This window comes from Paraburkholderia silvatlantica (genome assembly GCF_003096715.1).
GTDB classification, from domain to species: Bacteria; Pseudomonadota; Gammaproteobacteria; order Burkholderiales; family Burkholderiaceae; genus Paraburkholderia; species Paraburkholderia silvatlantica.
Map to the genome: position 1 here is coordinate 194,660 of NZ_QEOL01000003.1, position 21,421 is coordinate 216,080.

General features: G+C 65.8%; 20 protein-coding genes and 1 pseudogene. 9 read left to right on the plus strand and 12 right to left on the minus strand.

All coding sequences use genetic code 11. The annotated features are described in order from the left end of the window. Position 1: 1 nt before the first annotated feature. From C7411_RS05310 to C7411_RS36925, 3 genes are read right to left on the minus strand one after another with little or no spacing between them, the layout of a single operon-like run. Positions 2-1,582 (minus strand): DHA2 family efflux MFS transporter permease subunit, encoded by a 1,581-nt coding sequence (locus C7411_RS05310; RefSeq protein ID WP_110383771.1) that lies wholly within the window; start codon positions 1,580-1,582, stop codon positions 2-4. Positions 1,583-1,592: 10 nt separating this feature from the next. Continuing rightward, the gene (locus tag C7411_RS05315; protein WP_110383770.1) at positions 1,593-2,777 is read right to left on the minus strand and encodes an HlyD family secretion protein; all 1,185 of its coding nucleotides are present in this window, start codon (positions 2,775-2,777) and stop codon (positions 1,593-1,595) included. After that, complete coding sequence (locus C7411_RS36925; protein WP_133253615.1) at positions 2,770-3,063, minus strand: hypothetical protein; 294 nt, start codon at positions 3,061-3,063, stop codon at positions 2,770-2,772. The genes C7411_RS05315 and C7411_RS36925 overlap by 8 nt, the downstream gene beginning before the upstream one ends. On the opposite strand from C7411_RS36925, the gene C7411_RS05320 reads away from it, so the two are divergent. The 3 genes from C7411_RS05320 to C7411_RS05330 all read left to right on the plus strand — a co-directional run bounded on the left by C7411_RS05320 (position 3,032) and on the right by C7411_RS05330 (position 6,337). After that, the gene (locus C7411_RS05320; RefSeq protein WP_110383769.1) at positions 3,032-4,828 is read left to right on the plus strand and encodes a thiamine pyrophosphate-requiring protein; all 1,797 of its coding nucleotides are present in this window, start codon (positions 3,032-3,034) and stop codon (positions 4,826-4,828) included. The genes C7411_RS36925 and C7411_RS05320 overlap by 32 nt on opposite strands. 366 nt (positions 4,829-5,194) lie before the next feature. Continuing rightward, on the plus strand, positions 5,195-5,539 hold the full coding sequence (locus tag C7411_RS05325; RefSeq protein ID WP_110383768.1) for a hypothetical protein: 345 nt from the start codon (positions 5,195-5,197) through the stop codon (positions 5,537-5,539). A gap of 51 nt (positions 5,540-5,590) precedes the next feature. Next, complete coding sequence (locus C7411_RS05330) at positions 5,591-6,337, plus strand: glycoside hydrolase family 15 protein (protein WP_165822742.1); 747 nt, start codon at positions 5,591-5,593, stop codon at positions 6,335-6,337. Between the two features lie 25 nt (positions 6,338-6,362). Here C7411_RS05330 and C7411_RS05335 read toward each other — a convergent pair whose 3' ends face one another. Beyond that, positions 6,363-7,100, minus strand: coding sequence for an MgtC/SapB family protein (locus C7411_RS05335; RefSeq protein ID WP_243413053.1), 738 nt, complete (start codon positions 7,098-7,100; stop codon positions 6,363-6,365). Between the two features lie 172 nt (positions 7,101-7,272). Here C7411_RS05335 and C7411_RS05340 point away from each other — a divergent pair, with 172 nt between their 5' ends. After that, the gene (locus tag C7411_RS05340; protein ID WP_110383765.1) at positions 7,273-7,572 is read left to right on the plus strand and encodes a hypothetical protein; all 300 of its coding nucleotides are present in this window, start codon (positions 7,273-7,275) and stop codon (positions 7,570-7,572) included. Between the two features lie 70 nt (positions 7,573-7,642). Here C7411_RS05340 and C7411_RS05345 read toward each other — a convergent pair whose 3' ends face one another. The 4 genes and pseudogenes from C7411_RS05345 to C7411_RS38865 form a co-directional block, all read right to left on the minus strand. Then, the gene (locus tag C7411_RS05345; RefSeq protein ID WP_110383764.1) at positions 7,643-9,055 is read right to left on the minus strand and encodes a c-type cytochrome; all 1,413 of its coding nucleotides are present in this window, start codon (positions 9,053-9,055) and stop codon (positions 7,643-7,645) included. Beyond that, on the minus strand, positions 9,052-9,876 hold the full coding sequence (locus C7411_RS05350) for a cytochrome c oxidase subunit 3 (protein ID WP_110383763.1): 825 nt from the start codon (positions 9,874-9,876) through the stop codon (positions 9,052-9,054). Before C7411_RS05350 ends, C7411_RS05345 begins: the two co-directional genes overlap by 4 nt. Before the next feature lie 252 nt (positions 9,877-10,128). Beyond that, the gene (locus C7411_RS37325) at positions 10,129-10,281 is read right to left on the minus strand and encodes a DUF6496 domain-containing protein (RefSeq protein ID WP_165822743.1); all 153 of its coding nucleotides are present in this window, start codon (positions 10,279-10,281) and stop codon (positions 10,129-10,131) included. Between the two features lie 60 nt (positions 10,282-10,341). Then, positions 10,342-10,491: pseudogene (locus tag C7411_RS38865) on the minus strand (GMC oxidoreductase); the annotation flags it as partial. A gap of 186 nt (positions 10,492-10,677) precedes the next feature. On the opposite strand from C7411_RS38865, the gene C7411_RS05360 reads away from it, so the two are divergent. The 3 genes from C7411_RS05360 to C7411_RS05370 all read left to right on the plus strand — a co-directional run bounded on the left by C7411_RS05360 (position 10,678) and on the right by C7411_RS05370 (position 16,447). Further along, the gene (locus C7411_RS05360; protein WP_110383762.1) at positions 10,678-11,667 is read left to right on the plus strand and encodes a chemotaxis protein CheB; all 990 of its coding nucleotides are present in this window, start codon (positions 10,678-10,680) and stop codon (positions 11,665-11,667) included. A gap of 73 nt (positions 11,668-11,740) precedes the next feature. Continuing rightward, positions 11,741-15,820, plus strand: a complete 4,080-nt coding sequence (locus tag C7411_RS05365; RefSeq protein ID WP_110383761.1) for a CheR family methyltransferase — start codon at positions 11,741-11,743, stop codon at positions 15,818-15,820. 33 nt (positions 15,821-15,853) lie between these two features. Next, a complete protein-coding gene (locus C7411_RS05370; RefSeq protein ID WP_110383760.1) occupies positions 15,854-16,447 on the plus strand; it encodes a recombinase family protein in 594 nt (197 codons plus the stop codon). On the opposite strand, the gene C7411_RS05375 is transcribed toward C7411_RS05370, so the two are convergent. Continuing rightward, positions 16,440-16,796 carry a hypothetical protein gene (locus tag C7411_RS05375; RefSeq protein WP_110383759.1) on the minus strand — a complete coding sequence of 119 codons (357 nt, stop codon included), beginning with the start codon at positions 16,794-16,796 and terminating at the stop codon, positions 16,440-16,442. The two genes, C7411_RS05370 and C7411_RS05375, sit on opposite strands and share 8 nt — an antisense overlap. 282 nt (positions 16,797-17,078) lie before the next feature. Here C7411_RS05375 and hpnJ point away from each other — a divergent pair, with 282 nt between their 5' ends. Beyond that, positions 17,079-18,500 carry a hopanoid biosynthesis associated radical SAM protein HpnJ gene (hpnJ, locus tag C7411_RS05380; RefSeq protein WP_110383758.1) on the plus strand — a complete coding sequence of 474 codons (1,422 nt, stop codon included), beginning with the start codon at positions 17,079-17,081 and terminating at the stop codon, positions 18,498-18,500. A gap of 198 nt (positions 18,501-18,698) precedes the next feature. On the opposite strand, the gene C7411_RS37330 is transcribed toward hpnJ, so the two are convergent. The 3 genes from C7411_RS37330 to C7411_RS05390 form a co-directional block, all read right to left on the minus strand. Further along, complete coding sequence (locus tag C7411_RS37330; RefSeq protein WP_165822744.1) at positions 18,699-18,851, minus strand: hypothetical protein; 153 nt, start codon at positions 18,849-18,851, stop codon at positions 18,699-18,701. A 367-nt stretch (positions 18,852-19,218) separates the two neighbouring features. Further along, on the minus strand, positions 19,219-19,479 hold the full coding sequence (locus C7411_RS05385; protein WP_028204289.1) for a DUF1488 family protein: 261 nt from the start codon (positions 19,477-19,479) through the stop codon (positions 19,219-19,221). Positions 19,480-19,560: 81 nt separating this feature from the next. Beyond that, a complete protein-coding gene (locus C7411_RS05390) occupies positions 19,561-19,815 on the minus strand; it encodes a hypothetical protein (RefSeq protein WP_110383921.1) in 255 nt (84 codons plus the stop codon). A gap of 149 nt (positions 19,816-19,964) precedes the next feature. Between C7411_RS05390 and sufB the strand changes: the two genes are divergently transcribed. Continuing rightward, the gene (gene sufB / locus C7411_RS05395) at positions 19,965-21,413 is read left to right on the plus strand and encodes a Fe-S cluster assembly protein SufB (protein WP_110383757.1); all 1,449 of its coding nucleotides are present in this window, start codon (positions 19,965-19,967) and stop codon (positions 21,411-21,413) included. Positions 21,414-21,421 lie beyond the last annotated feature (8 nt).

The following is a 21,421-nucleotide window of genomic DNA, read 5'->3' on the forward strand; positions in this document are numbered from 1 at the left end:
GTCAATGGCCTCCCGAACCGGCCGCCTTCGCGGGCGAGAACAGCAGCGCGAGCGGCGCGAAGGCCAGGCAGAAGCACGCCAGTATGCCGAACACGTCGATATAGGCGAGGATGGCGGCCTGCGAAACGAATGTTTCGTAGAGGTGGCCGTTCGCCGTCTGCATGGCCTGCGCGAGCGGCGCCCCCGTGCCTTGTATGACGGTTTGCGCCTCGCGCGTGAGCGTGTCCTGATAGTTCTGCGAAAACGGCGACGTGTGTGCGGAAAGATGCGCCATCCATGCCTGCGAGCGCTCGCGGATCAACGCGGTGGAAACCGAAATGCCGATCGAGCCCGCCACGTTGCGGAACATCGTGAAAAGCGCGGAGGCGTCGTTGTTGAGTTCCTTCGGCACGGTGAGGTACGCGAGCGTCGTGACGGGCACGAACAGAAAGCCGATGGCGAGCGACTGCGCGCTGCGCAGCTTCACGAGCGTGAGGTAGTCGATATCGGGCGTGAGCGTGCGTGCGTAGATGAGCGCCACGGTGAGCATGATGAAGCCGGTCAGCACGAGCATGCGCGTCTGGATGTGCGGCATCAGCCGGCTGACGACGGGAATCTCCATCGTGATGAGCAGCGCGCCCGGCGAAAGCACGAGGCCCGCGAGGGTGGCGGTGTAGCCGAGCTGCTGCTGTGCGAGCTGCGGAATGATCACGGCGCTGCCATAGAGCACCGCGGCGAATGCGGCGATCATGCAGCAGCCCAGGGTGAAGTTGCGGTCGCGCAGGCAGCGCAGATCCACGACGGGATGCTTCGCGTAGAGCAGCCGCAAGGTTGCGCCCACGCTGCCGAGCAGCGCGAGCACGGCGAAGGTGACGATGAACGGCGACGAAAACCAGTCGTCGTCCTCGCCGCGATCGAGCATGACCTGCAGGCAGCCGAGACCCACGGCGATGAGCCCGATGCCCCAGAAGTCCGCCGTGCGCCAGTTCATGCGTCGATGCGTCTCGTGTTTCACCCATGGCGGGTCTTCCACGAGCTGGAACACGGCGAGCGTCGTGAGAATGCCGACGGGGACGTTGAGCAGGAAGACCCAGCGCCACGAGACGTTGTCGGTGATCCAGCCGCCCAGCGTCGGGCCGAGCACGGGGGCGACGACAATGGCCACGGCGGAGATCGAAAATGCGCGGCTGCGCTGGCTGGGCTCGAAGGTGTCGAGGATGATGGACTGCTGGTTAGGCTGCAGGCCGCCGCCGAAGAAGCCTTGCGCCACGCGGAAGATCACGAGCTGGCCGAGGCTCGTGGCGATGCCGCAGAGGAACGAGCACACCGTGAACGCGACGATGCAGAGCATGAAATAGCGCTTGCGTCCGAGCACGCGGCCGAAGAACGCCGAGATGGGCAGCACGATGCCATTGGCGACGAGGTAGGACGTGAGCACCCAGGTGGCTTCGTCGTAGCTCGCCGACATCGTGCCCGCGATATGGGGCAGCGCGACGTTCACGATGGTCGTGTCGAGCACCTCCATGAACGCCGCGAGCGTGACCGCGATCGCGATGAGCCAGGGGTTGCCGGCGGGGCGCCAGTTGCGCTGCGAGTCGCTCATGGCCGCACTCTCACTCCGCAAGATAGACCGTAGGCACGACCGAAAGGCCCAGCGGCAGCGGCCGGTTCCCGGGCAAGCCGCTGTCTATGACGATCTTCACCGGCACGCGCTGCACGATCTTGACGAAGTTGCCCGTTGCGTTCTCGGCGGGGAACGCCGAAAAGCGCGAGCCGCTGCCGAGCTGGATGCTGTCCACGTGGCCATGCAGTTCCAGCTTCGGGTAGGCGTCCACGCTGATCTTGACCTTGTCGCCCGGACGCATGCGCGTGAGTTGGGACTCCTTGAAATTGGCGGTGATCCACATTTGCGGCGTGACGATGGTAAAGAGCGACGCGCCCGCCTGGAGGAACGTGCCGTACTGCACGTTGCGGCGCGTGACCCAGCCGTCGGAGGGCGCGCGCATATCGCACCATGCGAGGTTCAATTCTGCCGTGTCGAGTTGCGCCTCGGCCTGCGCGACCTGTTCGCGTCGCGCTTCCACGGCGGCCACGGCCTGGCGGATTTGCTGCGGCACGAGGCTCGCCGTCTTCAGTTGCGCGCGGGCGCTCATGACGCCGGCGTGCGAAACGCGCTGCTGGTTGTTGGCCGTGTCGATGTTCTGCTGCGTGGTCGCGCGAGGATCGACGCCGTGCTGGCGTTCGTAGTCGGCTTGCGCGCGGGCGTAGTTCGCGCTGGCGGTTTCGATCTGCGCACGCGCCTCGTCGTACTGCGCGGGGAACTGCACGCGCGCGATGTCGAGCTGCGCCTGCGCGGAAAGCAACTGGGCCTTCGCGAGGCCCAGCTGCGCACGCGCCTCGTCGGCCTGGGCCGCATAGTCGCGCCGGTCGATCTGAACCATAAGTTCGCCTTTGTGCACATAGACGTTGTCGTCGACGTTGAGTTGCGTCACGTAGCCCGACACCTTCGGGGCGATGGTGATGGCGTTGCCGTCGGTATAGGCGTCGTCGGTGCTGACCTCGTTGCGCGTGACGAACCACCAGACAAGCGCGCCGACGGCGATGACGAGCAGCACGACGCCGATCACGACGAGCGGCTTCTTGCCGGGTCGCTTGCGGCCCTGTTTGCCGTTCTTTTCGCTGCCTTGCGCGCCGTTCTTCGCGCTATTCCTCGATTTCGCGGCGTCCGTTCGGCGCGGTCTGCCCCGATGCGCGCGCGACCACGCGCCTACGCCGCCTGTTCCTTCTGGTTCAGCCATGCGCAGTTCCTGGTTCGCCGGTGATATCGGCTGAATAGGGGAAGGTATTCATACGGATGCCGGTGGATTCCATGTCCTCGGAAAAGGCAATCTGCCCGCTCAGAGCAATCGCTATGCCCGTGCTGAGGGTGTCGCATGAAAGGGAACGTGCGCCGAGGCAGAAACGCCGCGCTCCTCTCCCGGCTCCAGGTTCGACGTTTGCGCGGGACGCCAGCACGGCAAATAAATCGGACCATCCACAAGGAGAACGGCACATGGCGACGACCACGGTGAGCGACTTCATCATCGAGCGGCTGCACGAATGGGGCGTGCGGCGCATCTACGGCTATCCTGGCGACGGCATCAACGGCATGTTCGGCGCGCTGCAGCGCGCGCACGGCAAGATCGAATTCGTTCAGGCGCGCCACGAGGAAATGGCCGCTTTCATGGCGAGCGCGCATGCCAAGTTCACGGGCGAGCTGGGCGTATGCATCGCCACCTCGGGGCCGGGGGCGGCGCACCTGCTCACGGGGCTCTATGACGCGCGGCTCGACCATATGCCCGTGCTCGCCATAGCGGGCCAGCAGGCGCGCGCCGCGCTCGGCGCGCACTATCAGCAGGAACTCGACCTCGTCTCCATGTTCAAGGACGTGGCGGGCGCATACGTGCAGCAGCCGAGCGTGCCCGCGCAGGTGCGCCACGTGGTGGACCGCGCGGTGCGCATTGCGCTGTCGCGGCGCACGGTCACGGCCATGGTGCTGCCCAACGACTTGCAGGAACTCGAATACGAGCCGCCCGCGCGCAAGCACGGCACGGCGCATTCCGGCGTGGGCTACAGCGCGCCCGAGGTGGTGCCGCGCGAGGCAGACCTCAAGCGCGCGGCCGGGGTGCTCAACGCGGGCAATCGGGTGGCGATACTCGTCGGCGCAGGGGCGATGCACGCCGGCGACGAGGTGGTCGCCGTGGCCGAGCGCCTGCACGCGGGTATCGCGAAAGCGCTGCTCGGCAAGGCCGCGGTGCCCGACGACATTCCATGGGTGACGGGCAGCATCGGCCTGCTCGGCACCAGGCCGACCGACGAGATGATGTCCTCCTGCGACACCTTGCTGATGATCGGTTCCGGCTTCCCGTATGCGGAATTCCTGCCGAAGGAAGGCGACGCGCGCGCGGTGCAGATCGACATCGACGCGGGCATGCTCAGCGTGCGCTACCCGATGGAGGTGAGCCTCGTGGGCGACAGCGCGGCCACGCTGCGCGCACTCTTGCCGCTGCTCGAGCAGAAGAACGCCGCGAGCTGGCGCAACCGCCTCATCCATGCGGGCGAGCGCTGGCAGCGCGTGCTCGAGGACCGCGCGCACGCGGCGACGAGCGGCAGGGTGAATCCGCAGCGCGTGGTGACCGAGTTGTCGCCGCGCCTGCCCGATGGCGCGATCGTCACGAGCGACTCGGGCTCGTGCGCGAACTGGTATGCACGCGACCTCAAGATCCGGCGCGGCATGATGTGCTCGCTGTCGGGCGGGCTCGCCTCGATGGGGGCGGCGGCGGTTCCTTACGCCATCGCGGCAAAGTTCGCCCATCCCGGGCGGCCCGTGATCGCACTCGTGGGCGACGGCGCCATGCAGATGAACAACATGGCCGAACTCGTGACCGTGGCGAAGTACTGGCGCCAGTGGGCGAGCCCCCGCTGGATCTGTTGCGTGTTCAACAACGAGGACCTGAATCAGGTCACATGGGAGCAGCGCGTGATGCAGGGCGACGCGAAATTCGAAGCCTCGCAGGACATTCCCGACGTGCCGTATCACCGTTTTGCGGAGCTGGTGGGTCTCACGGGCATCTACGTGGACGACGCGGAGCAACTGGGCGACGCCTGGGAGCAGGCGCTCGCGTCGGCGCGCCCCGTGGTGCTCGAAGTGAAGACCGATCCCGGCGTGCCGCCGCTGCCGCCGCATGTGACGATCGAGCAGGCGCGTCATTTCGCGCGCGCGCTCATGCAAGGCGATCCGGACCAGGGCGGCATGATTGCCAACACGGCGCGCCAGGTGATGGCGAGCGTCATGCCTGGCAGGAAATGATGCGCGCGCAAGGCTTCGAGCGACTCGCCGGGGCGCATCCGCGCGGCAAGCTCGTGGTGATGCGTCAGTGGCGCGATGCGCTTTGATTTTTCGCGCGCGCGCTGCGGGGATACGGCGTTGCAGGCCGAGAGCGCGCGGCGCACGCGTTTCAAGCCTTACGCGTAATTGATGCAAGCCGGCGTGCAGCCGGCGACCACCAAAAAGAAGCTGCGAAGCCCGCGCAAAGGGACGCGCCCTCTTTGGGTCTGCCAACCTTTCGGGAATCCGAAGTGCTGGCGCAGGTCTTGATCGCGCCTATCCGCGCGCGGGTGGCGCCAGCGTCCATGACCCACACAACTCTCAGAGGGCGCGCACGGCAGCGCGCGCGTGATCGACTTCATGGCGGCCGATAGCGTTCAGGCGTGCATCATGCGCATCGTCGAAGGCACGCACGGCAGTATGGATATGCACATGATCGTGCAGCCGCGACGCGCCGATGGACCCGCTGCGCGAGCCGCGATAGACACAAGCGGCGCGGCGACAGTGCACGCCGCAGGTGGCCCGCTGATGTTGCGCGCCGATGTGCCGTTGCGCGTTCACGCGCAGGCGCTCGAAGCCGCGTTCACCGGGCGCCCACGCGAGCGCCTCGTTTTCACGCTATCCCAGGGCGAGGGCGCAGGCGTCGATCCGGCATCCGCCGTCACGGCGCTGCACGACACGCAGCGTCACTGACGCCGCTGGATCGGCCACTTCGACAACGCGCGCACGCTCTGGCCGCAAGCGGTGCGGCGTTCGCTGCTCACGCTCCATGCCCTCGTCTACCGTCCGACGGGCGCGATGATCGCTGCGCCCACCACGTCTTTGCCCGAGGCGCCGGGCGGCGAACTCAACTGGGACTATCGCTATTGCTGGCTGCGCGACGCGAGCTTCGCGCTGGAAGCGCTGCTCGAAGCGGGCTTTCACGACGAAGCGCGCGCCTGGCGCGACTGGCTGCTGCGCACGATCGGCCACGCGCGCGGACGCATTCACGTCATGTATTGCGTCGCTGGCAGCCACGTGCCGAACGAACGCGAGGTCGGACGCTTCGCGGGCTGGCAGGGCGCGCGGCCTGTGCGCTTCGGCAATGCGGCGTGCACGCAGTATCAGCCGGATGTGTTCGGCGAGGCGTTCGATTGCCTCTATCTCACGCGCCGCGCGGGAATCGTTGCGGCGCAGGAGGAAGCCGAACTCGAAGCGCGCCTGATCGGCTGGCTGCTCGATCATGGCGGGAAGCCGGGCTCGGGAATCTGGGAGACGCGGGGCCGCGCGCGCCACTACACGCTCTCGCTGCGCGGCGACGAGGACGAGGCCATCGCGCAGTTCGAGCGCGTGCTCGCCGTGGCCAACGACGTCGGTTTGCTCGCCGAAGAATACGACGTGGGCAAAGAGCGGCTGGCGGGAAATTTTCCGCAGGCGCTCAGTCATCTGGCCGTGGTCAAGACGGCGATGCTGCTGAGCGGATCGGCGCAAGGCCATCGCCGCGCCAGGTGAGCCGGCGCGAGCACAACGCCCAGGCTCATCGCTCGATGGACCACGACGCTTCTTCGTGCACCCGCGCCACGAGCGAAGTGAGTGCGGTTTCGACCGCGTCGTCACCGGGGAGAGCCTGCCAGCGCACTTCGAACGAAGCGTCGAGTCGCTGGTGCGATGCCGTTTCCGCCGTGCGATGCGTGACACCGAGCAGCACCACGCGCGCCCGGCTTCCGCGCAACGCTTCGTCGATCAGCTTGCGGGCGTCGTTGCCGGCATCGTGGCCCAGCGTGATATGGGCGCGTCTGCCGCGCGGCAGGCGATGTTCGACGTGCTCCACCGTATGCAGCACGACGAGGCCGAGCAAGGTGCCCGCAATGGCGAGCACGTACTGGCCGCCGCCTGCGCAAAGCCCGATCACCGTGACGTACCACATGGTCGCCGCGGTGGTGACGCCTTGCACGAGTCCATCCTTTCTCAGGATCGACCCCGCGCCGATGAAACCCATGCCGGAGAGAATGCCGAGCGGCAGCCGCATCAGGTCGAGCGTCACGAAGGAATCCTGAGGTTTTCCATGCAGCACGAGCAGCACGTTCACCTGAAGCATGGCGAGGCAGGCGGCAAGGCAGACGAGCAAGGTCGTGCGCAACCCGGCCGCGTTGCCCGACTCACCGCGATTCAGGCCGATCAGCGCGCCGGCCGCGATTGCCACGACGAGCCGCCCCGCGAAATCGGGCCAGGTGACGACGAGCGGCATCGGATTCATGAGGGCGGCGGGATTCATTGCGGGCTTGGGGCCATAGTGACGCACAGGTGAGCGCAAGCGGTATGCCTTTGCGCTGCGGCGCCCGCCGGTGCCGGTGGCACACCGTGTGCGCTACGAAGGGCTCGCGCGCGGGTGGTTTTCGGCACGGCCGCCCGTACTTCCATCCAGACAATGATGAGGAAAGCCAACCATGAAGCCACGACACTATTTCATTTCTGCACTGGCGGGCGTGACGCTTGCCGTATCGAGCCTCGCGCTCGCGCAGGGTTCTGGCGGCGGCAGCAGCAGCACGAATCCGGGTGCCGCGACCGGTGGCGCGAGCGGAGTGTACCCGGCGCAGACCCAGGGCGTTGAACAGAATCCGTCCGCGACGGGCACGATGCACAAGTCTGCGCATCACAATAAGCACACGAAGAAGATGTCCAAACAGATGAACGACACGACCAACACCCCGGGTGCGGACGCAAGCAGCGACACCAAGGGGCAATAAGCCCGTCAGCCCCGACCTGCATGGCGCACGGCCGTTCCCAACCGCACGCCATGGTCTTGCCAGGGCGCAGTCAACGGTGGATCGCCTCGCGCAGTCGCGTCACTTCGGCGGGCGCGATCGGCGCGGCGTTGTTGCCCCACGCGCCGCGCACGAAGCTCGCCACCTGGGCAATCTCGCTGTCCGTGAACTGCGTGCGGAACGCGGGCATCTTGCGCGGCGTGCCGCCGTTGCCGGTTTGCGGACTCTGGCTGCCTTCGACGATGAGGCGCAGCACGCTCGTCGCGTCGGACGAGAGCGCGAGCGAGCTGCCCGCAAGCGGCGGCGCCTTGTCGGGTTTGCCGGCGCCGTTCGCGCCGTGGCATTTCGCGCAGTACGAAAGATAGAGTCCCGCGCCAGGCCGCTCCGGCGTGCCGTCGTGCAGCGCCGCCATGGTCGAGGCGCGCGCGGCGGCGGATTCGGCATACTGGCCGCTCGCCTCGCGTGCAGGCAGCGACTTCAGATAGGCGGCGATGGCGAGCAGATCGTCGTCACCCAGGTATTGCGTGCTCGCGCCCACCACAGGCGCCATGGCGCCGAACGCATAGGCGCGATCGTTGTGGCCGTCGCGCAGGAACGCGGCAATGTCGCCGGCGCTCCAGCGGCCCAGACCGCTGCCGGGGTCGCCCGTGAGATTCGGCGCGTACCAGTGGTCGGTCACGCCGCCCGTCAGATAGAGCGGGCTTTGCGTGTAGCCCATTTCGTTGTAGGCGGGCCCGCGCGGCGTGTGGCACGCGCCGCAGTGGCCGAGTCCCTGCACGAGCCACGCGCCGCGGTTCCACTGCGCGGAGTGCGCCGGGTCCGGCTCGAAGCGGCCATGTCGGGCGAACGCGAGACGCCAGAACAGCGTCACCCAGCGCTGGTTGAAGGGGAACGGCAGACGGGTTGGCGGCGCGGCGTTCGGTACGGGCTTCACGCCATACATGAAGTACTGGTAGAGCGCGTTCACGTCGCTTGCGTGGAGCGCCGCGAACGACGGATAAGGCATCGCCGGATAGAGCCGCTTGCCGTCGCGCGCCACGCCGCGCTGTAAGGCCGCGGCGAACTGCGCGGGCGTGTACTCGCCGATGCCGTGAACCGGGTCGGGCGTGATGTTGCTCGCGTAGATGGGGCCGAACGGCGCGCGCTGCGGCGTGTCGATGGCGGCGCTTTCGCGCCACGTACGGCGCGCCAGCAGCGCGCCGGTGAGCGCAAGCGCGAACGCGCCGGCGCAGGCGAGCGCAAGCGTCCAGTGCACGACCGGCCAGGGCTCGCCATTGCGTTGCGGGACGCCACCCGCGCATGCGGTGGCCGCGAGCGTCTGGCAAAACAGGACGTGTGCTGCCCAGATGGCCGGCACACCGACAATGCCGTACCACACGGCAACATGTTGCCGCAGCGTGGGCCGCGTGCGCGCGGGAACGGGCGCTGGCGGGGCCGGTGGCGCGGGAGCGGCGGGTGGCATCATCGTCCTCGCATCCAGTAAGGCGACAGATAGAGCACGGAGAAGATGAAGAGCCACACGACATCGGCGAAATGCCAGTACAGGCCGCCGATGGTGAGCGCCGCATCGCGTCGGCCGTCGAAATAGCCGCGCGCGATCCAGAACGCGAGCGCGGCGAGCATCAGCAGGCCCGCCATCACGTGCGCCATATGAAAGCCCGTGATCGTGAAGTAGAGCGAGCCATACAGATTCGTCGCGAGCCCATAGGGCCGGTCGTGCCACTCGAAGCACTGGATCGTGACGAACGCGGCGCCGAGCGCAATGCCGACGATCATCGACCAGAACGCGGGCATCGATCGCGCGCGCCGCACGAATGCGCCCGCGAGCCATACGGACACGCTGCTCGTGAGCAGCAGCGCCGTGTTCGGCCCGCTCATGCCGAGTTTGGGCAGGCCTTCGGGCGGCCAGGGCTGCGCGCTCTGCGAAGCGAGATAGAGATACGAGAAGATCAGATAGCCGAACAGCGCGAATTCCGTCACGACGAGCGTGAGCACGCCCCACCAGCCGCCCGCATGTTCGCCGGCGCTGCCGACGGGCAGGGCGAGGGTTTCATCTTCGCTGCGGATCGCCGTTGTCCCGGCAGCCTTGCCGGCAGGCGTGGCGCCTTGCGGCGCAAACGGTTCGCGCTGACCGGGCGAGCGCCGCGGCCACAGCCACGAAAGCAGCGCGAGTCCGCACGCGAGCCCGGCGAGCGCAGTGAACGATGTCGAATGGAACAGCAGCCCGACGAACATGAACGTCGAGGCCACGCCGAGCACGAAGGGCGCGTAGCTGTCTTCAGGCATCTTGAGGATGACGTCGGGCTCGCCCGCGAGCGGCGTGACGCCCAGCGCCTCGCGTCCGCGATGGAGCAGGTAGCCGGGACGCGGCGCGTGCGCATCGGGCTGCCAGAGCGGGTCGCGCGAGCGAGGCCCCAGTCGAGCGCCTGCACCGGACCCGATGCGGGGCCCGCACTATGCAGGAAGTAGGCGAGCGGGGTCATGGCCGGCGCAGCAGCGTGGGGCTCCGGAATGTTTTCGCGTGCGCGGCGCGCCGGGTCACTTATGGGTCTTCTTCGGAATCTTCGCGCCGGACTTGCGCGCCTGGTTCAGCGCAATGGCAACGGCCTGCTTCTGTGACTTCCCTTGCTTGACTTCCGTCTTGATGTTCTTCGAAATCGCTTCGCGTGTCTTTCCCTTGCTGAGCGGCATGACGGCCTCCATTTGAAAAACCCTTGCATCCACGCATGACGCGTGCCCGGACCAGCGTCGTCAAAGCTCGCCTCGCGCCGCGGCCAGCGTCTTGATACGGTCGGCGGTGCGGTACGCAACAGCCCGGATGGCGAGCGACGGATTCACCCCTCCCACGGTCGGAAACAGGGAGCCGTCGCAGATCCACACATTCGGAATGTCCCATTTCTCCGCGCGCGCGCCCATTGCGCTGCTTGCGATGGCCGCAGCCCCGCGCGTGGTTTGTGTCATCGGGCTGTCTCCCGGTTCGTTTTGCCGCAAAGCGAAGCAGCAAGGCAGATGCCGCGACGCACAGGCAATTCCGGGCATGCCAATTGCGGCACACAGCGGATTCACCCGGGCCAACCTGGACACAAATTGATCTACCGAGACTTCATCGCCATAGGCACATCGTCGGGTGGCGTCGATGCGCTTCGAAGTCTGGTGTCCGGGCTTCCGTCCGACCTGCAGGCGACGATCGCCGTCGTGCTCCACGTGGGCAGCCACTACAGCCATCTGCCGTCGCTGCTCAGCACCGCGGGCCCGCTGCGCGCGGTGCATGCCGAGGACGGCGAAACCTGGTCGCCCGGCACGATTTACGTGGCGCCCCCTGACCAGCACATGATCGTGGAGGGCCCGCGCCTGCGTCTCGTGCATGGCGCGAAGGAAAACTTTGCCCGCCCCGCGATCGATCCGCTCTTTCGCAGCGTGGCCGCGCAACTGGGGCCGCGCGGTATCGGCGTGATCCTCACGGGTCTGCTCGACGACGGCGCGGCCGGGCTGGAAGCGATCCAGGCCTGCGGCGGCACGGGGATCGTCCAGGACCCGTCCGACGCTTACGCGAGCGAGATGCCGCTCAACGCCGCGCCCTTCGCCGACTACATCTTGCCGCTTGCGGGCATGGCCCATCGGCTCGTGGAGTTGACGGGCCGCGTGCCATCGGCAACGGCGGCCGAAAGGATCGCGCGGCGCCGCGCAACGGAGCGCGTGAGCGCCGAGCAGCGCGCCTGGCGCGAAGGCAACGGGCTTGCGGGCGACCTGAGCCGCATCGCTTCTCCCTCCACGTTCACGTGCCCCGAGTGCAATGGCACGCTTTGGCGTCTCGATGATTCGCGCCTGCTGCGCTACCGCTGCCACACGGGCCACGCCTACACGGCCGCCTCGCTCGACCGGGGCCGCAGCCGCGACGTGGAGCGGGCGCTGCGCGACGCCCTGCGCGCCCTGCGCGAGCGCGAATCGATGAGCTGGGCCCAGAGCGAGCATTACAGGCGGTGCGGCGACGCCGACGCGCAGCAGCGGGAAGAGGAAAGCGCGCGGCGGGCGGGCGATGCGGCAGGTCTATTGCAGTCAATGCTCCTGGAGGGATAATGTTGTCGCAGCACACGCGGCTTAAGGGCGCGATTGCGAACGCTATTCATTCCATCTTCAGGACCTGGCAACCATGCCGAAACGACGTGGCCACATGCCCCGCAGCCAGACCCATTATCCGATCGTCGGCATTGGCGCATCGGCAGGCGGTCTTAGCGCGCTGCTGGCCTTCTTCGAATCCCTTCCCGCCCACACCTCGATGGCGTTCGTGGTGGTCGTGCATCTCGCGCCCGACCACGAAAGCAGTATGGCCGCGCTGCTGCGCAAGGCGACCGCCATGCCGGTGGTGGAGGTGACGAGCCCGACGCCCATCGAGCCCGACCATGTCTACGTCATCACGCCGTCGCTCGATCTCGCGATGGTGGACGACTATCTGCGCGTTTCACCCAGTCAGCCCCAGGAGGGCCGCCGCGCGGCGATCGACGTGTTCTTCCGCACGCTGGCCGAAGCGCACCGCGAGCGCGCCATCGGCATCGTGCTCTCGGGTGCGGGCTCGGACGGCTCTGTGGGCCTCTCGCGCATCAAGGAAATGGGCGGGATCACGCTTGCCCAGGATCCCGCGGAGGCGGAATACGACAGCATGCCGCGCAGCGCCATCGCCACCGGCATGGTCGACTTCGTCACCACCGCGGCGGAGATGCCGCAGCGGCTGATGGACCTCTGGTCGACGGCGAAGGAAATTCAACTGCCCGTCGCGGAAAGCGAGGAGCGGCGCGAAGAGCATGTCAACGAGGCGGCCGAGCGGGCGCTGCGCGAGATCATGATCATCCTGCGCACGCGCACGGCGCACGATTTCCGCCACTACAAGCGCGCCACGGTCCTGCGCCGCATCGAGCGGCGCCTGCAGGTCAACGGCATCACCGACCTGCAGGCGTATCGCGACCATCTGCATCTGCATCCCGAGGAAACGCAGGCGCTGCTGCAGGACATGCTCATCAGCGTCACCAACTTCTTCCGCGACAAGGAAGCGTTCGACGTGCTCGAGCGCGAAGTCCTGCCGCAGCTGTTCGAAGGGCGGGGCGAACAGGACCGCATCCGCGTGTGGTCGGTGGGCTGCGCCACGGGCGAGGAGGCCTATTCGCTGGCGATGCTGCTCCAGGAGCGCTCGCTCAAGTCGACGGAAGGCACCTCGTTCCAGGTCTTCGCAACCGACATCGACGAACGCGCGATTTCGTTCGCGCGCACGGGCCTCTTTCCCGACTCGATCCTCGCCGACGTCACGCCGGCACGCGTGCGCCAGTTTTTCTCCAAGGACGCCGCGCATTATCGTGTGAAGAAAGAGCTGCGCGAGCACATGCTGTTCGCGCATCACAACGTGCTCAGCGATCCGCCGTTCTCGCGCCTCGACCTGATCTGCTGCCGCAACCTGCTGATCTATCTCGACCGCGAAGCGCAGATCGAAATCCTCAAGATGTTCCACTTCGCGCTGCGCCCGGGCGGCGTGCTGTTCCTCGGCAGTTCCGAGTCGGCGGACAGCGTGAGTTCGATGTTCACCGTGGTGGACAAGCGCAATCGCATTTACCGCGCGAACATGGCGGTGCGCGGCGACACGCCCATGCCCGTGGCGATTTCCGGCACGATGAACGCGCGGCCCGTGCTTTCGACCGTGCAGCCGCCGGGACGCCGCCGCTTCTCGTTCGGCGATTTGCACCAGCGGCTCGTCGAGCAGTACGCGCCGCCTAGCGTGCTGGTGAGCCGCGATTCGGAAATCGTGCATCTTTCGGACCGTGCGGGCCGCTTCCTCCAGTATTCGGGCGGCGAGCCTTCGCACAACATCGTCGCGGCCGTGCGCCCGGAATTGCGGCTCGAACTGCGCACCGCGATCTACCAGGCGCTGCACACCAACCGCAGCGTCGAGGCGCGGCGCGTGCGTCTGGAGCGCGACGGCCGCTCGTATTTCGTCAACATGACGGCGCGGCCGGTGCACGACCCCGAGGCCAACGCCGACTTCGTGCTGGTGCTCTTCGACGAAGTCGAAGACAGCATGAGCGGGATGGAAACGGCTTCCGTGGACGTCCAGAAGGACCCGATCATCACGCAGCTCGAGCGCGAGCTGCAGCGCACGAAGGAGCAGCTGCAGTCGACCATCGAGCAGTCGGAAACCTCGACGGAAGAACTGAAGGCGTCCAACGAGGAACTGCAGGCGATCAACGAGGAGCTGCGCTCGGCGACCGAAGAGCTCGAAACCAGCAAGGAAGAGCTGCAGTCGATCAACGAGGAACTCACCACGGTCAACGCGGAGCTGAAGTCGAAGGTCGAGGAGACCGGCAAGATCAACGACGACTTGCAGAACCTGATCGCGGCGAACGACATCGGCACGATCTTCGTGGACCGCAACATCTGCATCAAGCGCTACACGCCGCGCGCGACCGACGTGTTCAGCATCATTCCCTCGGATATCGGCCGCTCGCTGCTCGACATCACGCACCGGCTCGAATACGACAAGCTAGCCGACGACGCCGCCGAGGCCTTCGACTCGCTGCGCCTGATCGAGCGCGAGCTGAAGAGCAACGACGGGCGCTGGTATCTCGCGCGCTTCGTGCCGTACCGCACGACCGAAGACCGTATCGACGGCGCGGTGCTTTCGTTCATCGACATCACCGGGCGCCGCCAGGCCGAAGACAAGTTGCGCGAAGGCGAGCGGCGCATGCGCATCGTCGCCGAGGGCACGAAGGACTACGCGATCATCACGTTCGACGACGAAGGCTACGTGACGAGCTGGAACGCGGGCGCGGAGCGCATTTTCGGCTATACGGAGGCCGAAATGATCGGCCAGTCCGCCGACCTGCTCTCGACCGACGAAGACCGCGTGAACAAGGTTGCCGACCGCGAGTTCGCGCTGGCGCGCCAGCATGGCCGCACCGACGAGGAACGCTGGCACACGCGCAAGGACGGCACGCGCTTTTTCGCGAGCGGCGTGCTTTCGCGCCTCGATGAGGCGGGCGTGAGCGGCTTTGCCAAGATCGCGCGCGACCTGGGCGAACTCGTGTCCTCGGACACGGACGTGCGGGACACCGCGCTCGAACAGGTGCGCGACGCCGGCGAGCGCGACGGGCAGCGTCGCCAGGACGAGTTTCTCGCCGTGGTCTCGCACGAACTCAAGCATCCGCTCAATCTGATCTCGGCGAGCGCGGAACTCATTGCGCGGGCGCCGGAAACGCGCCAGAGCCTGAACCTCACGCGCGCCGCGGACACGATCCGGCGCACCGTGGTCGGGCAGGCGCAGATCATCGACGACCTGCTGGATATTTCGCGCGTGCGCACCGGCAAGCTCTCGGTCATGCGCTCGGCGGTAGACATGCGCGAGATCGTGCAGCGCGTTTGCCACGCCGTGCAGTTCGAGGCGCAGCAGCGCGGCATTGCGCTGAACCTCTCGATCACGCAAATGCCGGTGATCCTGCACGCCGATTTCACGCGCATCGAGCAGATTGTCTGGAACCTCATCAGCAACGCGATGAAGTTCACCCATCGCGGTTCGGTGAACGTCTCGCTGGAGGTCGCGGAAGACGAAGCCGTGCTGCGCGTGGAGGACACCGGCACCGGCATCGAGCCGGCGCTCCTGCCGTACATCTTCGACATGTACAAGCAAAGCCGCCAGTCCGCCGCGCGGCGCTCGGGTCTCGGCATTGGCCTCGCGCTCGTGCGCGAACTCGTGACGATCCACGGCGGCAGCGTGCACGCGGAGTCGCAAGGCCTGGGGCGCGGCGCGACGTTTACGGTGACGCTGCCGATGCAGCGTTCGTTCGCGCATGCGGACAGCCGCGCCGGCGCGGCCTTGGCGTCGCTGCAGGGGCTCCATGTCCTGATGGTCGACGACGACGCCGCCACGGTCGAAACGTTCAAGCTGCTGCTGGAGAGCGAAGGCGCGAACGTGCAGACGGCCACGAGCGGCGAGGAAGCGCTGACGCTGCTCAACGGCCGGGCGCCGGATCTCGTGCTCTCCGATCTCGGCATGCCGGGCATGGACGGGTACGAATTCATCGGCAAGCTGCGTGCGCAGCCCGCGCTCGGATCGGTGATCTGCATTGCGCTAAGCGGCTTTGGGCAGGAGGCCGATGTGGAGCAATCCGGGCAGGCGGGGTTCGACGCGCACCTCAAGAAGCCGGTGCTGCTCGAAGACCTGCTGGCGACGTTCGCGCGCTTGCGACGCTAGTTCGCGAGCCTCTGGCGAGCATGGGAGCCACGTGTGCAACGGACGTTTTTCTACATCAACGGTGCAAGCGAGGGCGCGTTTCCCGAGCGGGAGCTCATCCAGCTCGACAAGGCGGGCTACGCCGTGGCGCTCAGCCGGGTGGTCATGGACGCGGTGGCGCCCTATGTGGCCGCCGCCGAGCGCCCCGCGTTGACGAGGCTGCTCGGACGCATCGACGCCGAGGACGAACTCGTGGTTCTGCAGCTTTCCGCCCTGGGCTGCAACGCGCGCGACGTGCTCGCCACACTGCTTAGCTGCCGCAAGGGAAAGATTGGCGTTCGCTGTGTCGAACTGGGCGGCGTCGATCTGACGGGGCGCCCCGAGCCGCAAGCGGTCAAGATGCTGCGCGCGGTGGTGCGCATGGAGGCGGCGACGCGCAGCGAACGCAGCCGCAACGGCCTGCAGGCCGCGCAGCGCAGCGGGCGCCCCACGGGCAGGCCCGCCTCGCTCTCGGCGCACGACCGCGCGCGCGTGATGAGTTCGCTCGGCAGCGGGCTCTCGGTGAGCGAGGTGGCGCGGCGCTTCGGCACTTCACGGCAGACGGTCCTGCGCATACGCGCCGCCGCGGGTACGCCGGATTTCAGGTAACGAGCGTATAAGGGTCTGCTTCCAGCGCCACGCCCGCGCCGCGAATCACCTGCATGTAAGCGAACGTGTCGCCCACGGCGGCGCTGGCCTGTTCCGCGAGACTGCGCACATCCGCCGATTTGTCGGCGCGCGCCATCATGGCTTCGAGCGCCGCCGAATCCGCGAAGCCGTGCGCCGCCGCGGCACCGAGAACCGCATCGAGAATACGCCGGGCCGCCGCCCGGGCATCGACCGATGCGAGCGGGGCACGGTAGGCAAGAAAGCCTGCCATCAACAGAAAATCCGCCGGGCTGATACGGTGGCCATTGCCAACCGGCACGCCTTCCGGCATGTCGTGATATCGCGACATACATCGCCTCCCGATTTGAAGCGCTGTGAATGCTGCTGCGGATGCCAGAAAAATATAGTACAGAAAGCATCGCTCATGCCGACGAATGCGCTGTTGTGCAGCGTTCGACCGGCGGCAGCCCGGTTAAGCTGGGGATTTCGATAAGCACATACAGACATTTTTTCGACGTGCCGCGATAGCAAGTCGTAGTATTCTTGACCCGGCAAAGCAGCTATCCAGCAAAAGTGTCATGTTTTTTTCAGGCTTCGAGACAAATGCACGATTTTTCTCCGAGGGCAATTCATGAAAACGCTGTTTCTGCAGGCACCTTCCTATGAAGGCTTCGATGGCGGCGCGGGCTCGCGCTTTCAAACGAAGCGCGAAATCCGCTCGTTCTGGTATCCCACGTGGCTCGTTCAGCCCGCTGCGCTGGTCGAAGGCAGCCGCGTGGTGGATGCCCCCGCAGACGACCTAACGCTCGAAGCGACCCTGGATATCGCTCAGGAATACGAACTCGTTATCATTCACACGAGTTCGCCTTCGTTCCAGAGCGACATCCAGTTCTGCGAGCATCTGAAGCGGCGCAGGAGCACGATCCTCATCGGCATGATCGGCGCGAAGGTGGCGGTCGATCCTCATGGTTCGCTGGCCGCGAGCGAGGCGCTCGATTTCGTGTGCCGGGAAGAATTCGATTTCACGTGTCTCGAGATCTCCCAGGGTATGCCGTTCGAATCGATCCTTGGCCTGAGCTACCGGCTGCCCGACGGCGGCATCATGCACAACGACGCCCGGCCGATACTCGAAGACATGGATCAGCTCCCGTTCGTCTCGCCGATCTACAAGCGCGATCTCACGCCCGAGCATTACTTCAGCGGTTATCTCAAGCATCCTTATCTTTCGCTCTATACGGGGCGCGGCTGCAAGTCCCGCTGCACGTTCTGCCTCTGGCCGCATACGGTCGGGGGCCATCGTTATCGCACGCGCTCGGTCGAACACGTACTGGAAGAAGTGAAATGGATTCGGGACAACATGCCTGAAATCAAGGAGATCATGTTCGACGACGACACGTTTACGGATCTCAGGCCGCGCGCCGAAGAGATCGCGCGCGGGCTCGGCAAGCTGGGCGTGACGTGGTCGTGCAATGCCAAGGCGAACGTGCCGTACTCGACGCTCAAGGTGATGAAGGATAACGGCTTGCGGCTCCTGCTCGTGGGCTACGAATCCGGCGACGACCAGATTCTCGTCAACGTCAAAAAGGGCGTGCGCACGGACTTCGCGCGCCAGTTCAGCGAGGATTGCCGCAAGCTCGGCATCAAGATTCACGGGACCTTCATCCTCGGCCTGCCGGGCGAGACGCACGAAACGATCCAGAAGACCATTCAGTATGCGAAAGAGATCAATCCCCATACGATTCAGGTCTCGCTCGCGGCGCCTTATCCCGGCACGGTGCTTCACAAGCAGGCGGTCGAAAATGGCTGGCTGAACGACACCAGGGTCATCACGCTCATCAATTCGGCCGGCACGCAGGCCTCGACGATCGGCTATCCGCACCTGTCGCGCGAAGAGATCTACCTCGGCGTCGAGGAGTTCTACAAACGCTTTTATTTCCGGCCGTCGAAGATCTGGGAAATCGTCCGCGAGATGCTGGTGAGCTGGGAAATGATGAAGCGGCGCCTGCAGGAGGGCGCGGAGTTCTTCAAATATCTGCGCGCGCGTAAGGTCTGACGCAGCGTCCCCTCCAGGAAAAACGCCCGGGATTCCGGGCGTTTTTCGTCACTCGTCTGTCACAGTCCCCGCTGTTCACGTACGCAGTATTTGTGTAAACCGTGCTCCGGCGCTGGCAGCCGGCTTCCATGCGCATCTCGCGAAGCCCGCCGACATCGGACGGCTGCGCGCGATGCTCGTGACGTGCGCGCAAGACGGCTAGCGCAGGTGCGAAGAGCGGATGCCGTCGTGGCGAAGGTTGCGCAACAGGCTTGCGCGGCGCCGTTCGCGGCGATAGTGCGCGATCACGGCCGTGGCCGCGATGACCAATACCATCACGCCGATCGCGGTTCCCCACTGTAATGCATCCATGTCTGCCTCCTTGTCACGTCAGGGCCGTCGCGTCGAGGCGAACGGGTTCAAACGTAGTGTGACTGGCAGGATGCGTTCCGCGGCAAGCGCCGGGGAAAAACAACGCGACGCACACGAAAGGGTGGCGCTGGTCGCGGACGCAAGAAAATATTAGCCGATTGCGATGCGCAATTGAACCGTGCAGGGGTGTACGGATGCCAGCCGTTGTGGACACTTCGGCCTCGCCAAACTGACTGACGCCGGGCGAGCGCTTTTCAGTTCCTTGGGGAGGTGTCGAGGCCTGCCGGGAGCAGGCCGGTTGAGCTGACGATCCGGCCCTGTTGAGACTGCAATTTGCAATTGCGTTTGCGTCGGCGCGATTATGCGATTACTCCAGATCGCGCGTTTCAAGCTCCACGGACTGACCCCCGTTTTTCTCCAGCGCGTGCCGCGCGGCCAGTTCGATGCTCGGGCGGTTCGCCTCGAAGGCGCTCAATAGCGCATGCGCCGATGTGCCGGTGTTGCCGAAGCGGTCGTTCAACGCGTCGAGCGACACGCTGCACCATACCGGGCGATTGTCCACGTTGGCCTCGAACGCTACGCGTGCGGCAGCCACTGCGTGACGGCGACTCGTGAATTCGATTCTCATCCTGGTCCTCCGTGAGTTTTATCTTTAAAGGGTAGAGCCTGGCGCAGCCAATGGTGAGTTCTTTTTGCGCTTCTTTTCGCGCTATTTCGCCTGAGCGTCACTGGCGGGGTCGCTGCGCATCATCTTGTCGTGCGTGGCGGGCCCCTTGGGTTTCTTGACAGGCATGTTGTCCGGGTTGGATTCGCTTGCCGCGCCTGGCACTGCGGCCGGCGGCTTCGCCATCGGCGGTGCAGGGGGGCGAGCAGGCGTTTGGGTCTGGGCGTTGGCGGAGAGCGAGGCGGCGGCGAGCACCAGACAGGCGGTCGCCCCCCAGACGGGGACATGCGGTGGCTTCATTGTCATCTCTTTCTTGTGAACATGGGGTCTCACGCATTGGGCGTGCCTGCTTCGTAACTCACGCGAGGCGGTTAAACCCCGGCAATGCCAGGGTTATGCCGGCGGTTCTAGAATGAGGTCGTGAGTGTAAAGGAGACCGTAATAACGTCATGGATACACAAGCGAAGACATTCGAGGAATTGCTGCGGCGGGAATATCGGCACGGGTTCGTTTCGGACGTGCAGTCGGACACGTTGCCGCGCGGTTTATCCGAGGACGTGATCCGCCTCATCTCGGAGCGCAAGCAGGAGCCGGACTTCATGCTCGAATGGCGGCTCGCGGCCTACCGGCATTGGCTCACGATGACCGAGCCGCATTGGGCGAGCATCGAACACCCGCCGATCGACTTCCAGGACATCGCCTACTACTCGGCCCCGCATACGCAGGCGAATCGTCCGAAGAGCCTCGCCGAAGTCGATCCGGAACTCCTGCGCACTTACGAAAAGCTCGGCGTGCCGCTGCAGGAGCGCGAGATGCTCGCAGGCGTGGCCGTGGACGCGGTATTCGACAGCGTGTCCGTCGCCACGACGTTTCGGCGGCAACTGGGCGAGCTTGGCATCGTCTTCTGCTCGTTTTCGGAAGCGGTGCGCGATCATCCGGACCTCGTGCGCCAGTATCTCGGCTCGGTCGTGCCTTATACCGACAACTTCTTTGCCACGCTCAATTCTGCCGTATTCAGCGACGGCTCGTTTTGCTATATCCCGCCGGGTGTGCGCTGCCCGATGGAGTTGTCCACGTACTTCCGCATCAACGCGCGCAACACAGGCCAGTTCGAGCGCACGCTCATTGTGGCCGACAAGGGCGCTTACGTGAGCTACCTGGAAGGCTGCACCGCGCCGATGCGCGACGAAAACCAGTTGCATGCCGCCGTGGTGGAGCTCGTTGCACTGGAAGGCGCGCAAATTCGCTATTCGACGGTGCAGAACTGGTATCCGGGCGACGCGCAAGGGCGCGGCGGCATCTACAATTTCGTGACGAAGCGCGGCGACTGCCGCGAGGCCGACGCGCGGATTTCGTGGACGCAAGTCGAGACCGGCTCCGCCATTACGTGGAAGTATCCGAGCGTGATCCTGCAGGGCGACAACTCGATTGGCGAGTTCTATTCGGCGGCGCTCACCAACCACTATCAGCAGGCCGATACCGGTACGAAGATGGTGCATATCGGGCGCAATACGCGCAGCACGATTCTCTCGAAGGGCATATCGGCCGGCCGCGGCAAGAATGCCTATCGAGGCCTCGTGAAAATGGCGCGCTCGGCCGAGAACGCGCGCAACTACACGCAGTGCGATTCGCTGCTGCTCGGCGACCGCTGCAGCGCCTTCACGTTTCCCTATATCGAGGTGACGAACCCGAGCGGGAAGGTCGAACACGAAGCTTCCACGTCGCGGATTGGCGAAGACCAGCTGTTCTATTGCCGGCAGCGCGGGCTCAGTGAGGAAGACGCGGTGTCGATGATCGTCAACGGCTTTTGCAAGGACGTGCTCAAGGAGTTGCCGATGGAATTCGCCGTGGAAGCGCAGAAGCTGCTGGGCGTGAGCCTGGAAGGCAGCGTAGGTTGAAAGGGAGA